Source organism: Intrasporangium sp., assembly GCF_035280925.1.
Classification (GTDB): Bacteria; Actinomycetota; Actinomycetes; order Actinomycetales; family Dermatophilaceae; genus Intrasporangium.
This window is the reverse complement of sequence record NZ_DATEEY010000227.1, coordinates 1-3,919: the sequence shown is the minus strand read 5'-3', so window position 1 is coordinate 3,919 and position 3,919 is coordinate 1. Positions and strand designations below refer to the sequence as shown.

The window sequence follows — 3,919 nt, the reverse complement described above, 5'->3', positions numbered from 1 at the left end:
CCATCGAACGCCACGACCACGACCTTGCGCGGCCCGTTCGCTCCATGGGTGGTGGGGCCCACGCCCCCATGGTGGGACCTGACGAACCCTGGTGCAACGGGTCGAACCCCTCGCATCCGGACCGCGAGGCCTCGCCTCGGCGGGAACACTGGATGGCCAGATCCGAGGGCGAGCTGTCATTGCGACCCGAACCGAACCAGCGCACGCTCACCCTCGAGGTCAAGGCCCGTCCAAGGTAGGGACAGCCTCACCGGGAAGCTTGCACGCAAGTTGTCAGCGGCGGACCTCACCAGCCAAAACGAGATCGGCCGGCTGGCCTCGGCAACGGCGCTGAGCAAGCCGCCATCCATCTGATCACGCATCTATCAGCCCTGGGACGCGACGCGTCCCCTCTCAGGTGGAGGTCCACCATGTCCCGATCACTGTCTGGCCTCGCGCGCTCCAGCGCCCGGCACCCCTGGAGGGTGATCCTGTTCTGGGTCGCGGCGCTGGTCGCCGTCTCGTCGGTCGCCGGCCGGCTGGGCGGCGAGTTCGTCGACGACTTCCGACTGCCCGGCAGCGACGCCCAGCGGGCGGCCGACCAGCTCGAGGAGTCCTTCCCCGAACAGGCCGGTGGCAGCGCCACCGTCGTGTTCTCCGTCGAGGACGGCTCGCTGCCCGACGAGGCGACCGCCGCCGCCATCCGGACCACCCTGGCCGACGTCGCCCGACTCGACCACGTGGTCTCGGTGTCCGACCCGCTCACGGCGGGCACGATCTCGCCCAGCGAGGACATCGGCTTCGCCGAGGTCCGCTACGACCGCGACGTCATCGATCTCGACAAGGACGACTTCCAGGCCCTCGAGGGCACCGTCACGACGCTCGATGACCGCGGGGTGCGGGCCGAGGTCGGCGGGCCGCTCGCCGTCTGGGAGCAGGCCACCGAGACGTCGTCGGAGCAGATCGGCCTGCTCATCGCCGTCGTCGTGCTGCTCTTGGCCTTCGGCTCGGTGATCGCCATGCTGCTCCCGATCGGTATGGCCCTGTTCGCGCTGGCGGTGGGCGAGACCCTCATCGGCATCCTGGCGGCGACGACCAACGTCCCCACCTCGGCCTCGGCGCTGGCGGCGATGATCGGGCTCGGTGTCGGCATCGACTACTCGCTGTTCATCGTCAACCGCTTCCGCGAGGCGCGCCGGGGTGGTGCCACCGTGGTCGAGGCCGCCGCGCAGGCGTCGGCGACCGCCGGATCCGCCGTGCTGTTCGCCGGCACGTCGGTGGTGATCGCCATCTCCGGTCTGATGATCTCGGGCATCTGGGCCGTCGGGCTGCTCGGCCTCTCCGCCGCCATGGTCGTGGCCGTCAGCGTCGTGTCCGCCCTCACGCTGCTGCCCGCCCTGCTGGGCCTGCTGGGCGCCTGGATCGACCGGCTGCGGGTGCCCTTCGTCGGCCGCCAGGACCGGCGGGCCGGTGCCGGTCTGTCGACCCGCTGGGCCCGTGGTGTGACCCGCCACGCGATCGCCGCCGCCCTGGCGGGCACCGTGGCGCTGGTGGCGCTCGCCGCCCCGGTCCTCGACATGCGCATGGGCCAGAACGACCAGGGCAGCCAGCCACCGGACACCACCCAGCGCCAGGCCTACGACCTGCTGGCCGAGGGCTTCGGACCCGGCTTCAACGGCCCGTTGCTCGTGGTGGCCACCGTGCCCGACGACGCCGCCCGCCAGGACCTCGAGGTCCTGCGCAGCGAGATCGCGGCCACGCCCGGCGTCGCCGCGACCTCAGAGCCGGCCTTCAACCCGGCGGGAGACGTCGCCGTGTTCAACGCCATGCCCGACACCGCCCCGCAGGACGCCGAGACGGCCGACGTCGTCCACCACCTGCGCGACGTCGTGGTGCCCGGGGCGACCGCCGGATCCGACCTCGAGGTGCTCGTGGGCGGCAGCACCGCCGGCATCGTCGACCTCGACCGCCAGATGAGCGCCCGCCTGCCGATCCTGATCGGCTCGATCGTGGCGCTGGCGTTCGCGCTGCTGATGGTGGCGTTCCGGTCGATCCTCGTCCCGCTCAAGGCGGCGCTGATGAACCTGCTGTCCGTGGGTGCCGCCTACGGCGTGATCGTGGCCGTGTTCCAGTGGGGCTGGGGCAAGGACCTCGTCGGCCTCTCCGAGACCGTGCCCATCGTGTCGTGGGTCCCGATGTTCCTGTTCGCCATCCTCTTCGGCCTCTCCATGGACTACGAGGTCTTCCTGCTGTCACGGATCCGCGAGGAATACGCCCGCACCGGCGACCCCCGAGACAGCGTGGCCCGCGGCCTGGCCGCCACCGCCCGGGTGATCACCGCCGCCGCGCTGATCATGATCGCCGTGTTCCTCGCCTTCGTGGCGCACCCGGAACCGGTGACCAAGATGGTCGGCCTGGGGCTGGCCGTCGCCGTGCTCGTCGACGCCACCATCGTGCGCATGCTGCTGGTGCCGTCGCTCATGGTCCTGATGGGCCGCGCCAACTGGTGGCTGCCACGCTGGCTCGACCGGATCCTGCCCCGCGTCCACATCGAAGGGCCCGAGGAGTCGTCCCGGCCCACCCCGGCGGATCCCGTCCCGGTCGCCCCGGCGGCCTCCCCGCCGGCGGTCCCCGCGGAGACGCCCGAGCTCGTGTCGGCCTCCCGGCGCTGACACCCGTGGCCCGGCTGTGAGCGCCAACGTCACTCCCACGGTCGGGCCACCAACGCCCCCGAGGAGTACCCATGCCCACGGTCACGTCGATCGCAGAGCGAACCGAGCGGGCACGCGCCGCCATGGCCCGCAGCCGCGCCGAGGGGTTCGCCATCGGCGCGTTCAACGTCGACAACCTCGAGACCCTGCTCGCCGTCGCCCGCGCCGCCCGGGCCACGGCCGCACCGGCGTTCATCGAAGCCAGCGCCTCGGAGGTGGCCGTGCTCGGGCTGGCCAACCTGCGCGACGTCGTCGACAACCTCATCGAGGAGCTCGGGGTCGAGCTGTACCTCAACCTCGACCACGCCCCCTCGGTCGACGCGGCGGTCGCGGCCATCGACGCCGGCTTCGAGCTGGTCCACATCGACGTCTCCCAAGCCGACCACGAAGCCAGCGACGAGACCATCGTGGCCGCCACCAGCCTGGTCGTGGCGCACGCCCGAACCACCGGGGCCGTCGTCGAGGGCGAGCTGCGCTACCTCCCCGGCAGCTCCACCGTCCACCGCCTGCCCCCCGACACCGGGGCCGTCGCCGCCGCCCTGTCCAGCCCCGACACCGCCCGTGCCTTCGTCGAGGCCACCGGCATCGACACCTTCGCCGTGGGGATCGGCAACCTCCACGGCCTCTACTCCCGGCCCAAAGCCCTCGACCTCGATCTGCTGGCCCGGATCCGGGCGGCCACCGACGCCTACCTCAGCCTGCACGGCGGCAGCGGCACCCCCGACCACACCTACGCCGCCGCCGCCCGCGGTGGCATCAGCAAGATCAACGTCAACTCCGAGCTGCGCTACACCTATCGCACGGCCCTCGAGCGAGAGTTCGCCGCCCATCCCCACGAGTACGCCACCGTCAAGCTCGTCGGCCCGGTCATCGACGACATCCAAGCCGTCGTCGAAGCCAAGATCGCCGCCTTCGGCAGCGCCGGCCGCACCCGCCTGTGAACGCTCGCCGCAAGCCACCGCCGGATGGATGTCGGCAGCGTCGACCGGCGCTTCGGGGACGCGCCCAGGAACGTGGCCCTGCGCTGCACGACGGGCACCATGTGCTCATCGCCGTGGCGAGCTGCAGCCTCACGCCCGTCGCAACACGGCGACCTCGGGAAAGTCCGCGGGCGAGCCGAGGCCCTGCTCGACCAGCGAGCGGACGTTGCTCAGGCATCGCAACGACCACCACGCACGGATGAGGTCGCGGTCGACGTCGGTCCCGTAACCGGCGACGACGTCGCCGAG

At 71.9% G+C, this 3,919-nt stretch carries 2 protein-coding genes; both read left to right on the top strand.

The genetic code is table 11. The features are described 5' to 3' along the window. Window positions 1-410: 410 nt before the first annotated feature. A complete protein-coding gene (locus tag VJN29_RS20175) occupies window positions 411-2,651 on the top strand; it encodes an MMPL family transporter (RefSeq protein ID WP_324145435.1) in 2,241 nt (746 codons plus the stop codon). 71 nt (window positions 2,652-2,722) lie between these two features. Beyond that, on the top strand, window positions 2,723-3,631 hold the full coding sequence (locus tag VJN29_RS20170; RefSeq protein ID WP_324145434.1) for a class II fructose-bisphosphate aldolase: 909 nt from the start codon (window positions 2,723-2,725) through the stop codon (window positions 3,629-3,631). Window positions 3,632-3,919 lie beyond the last annotated feature (288 nt).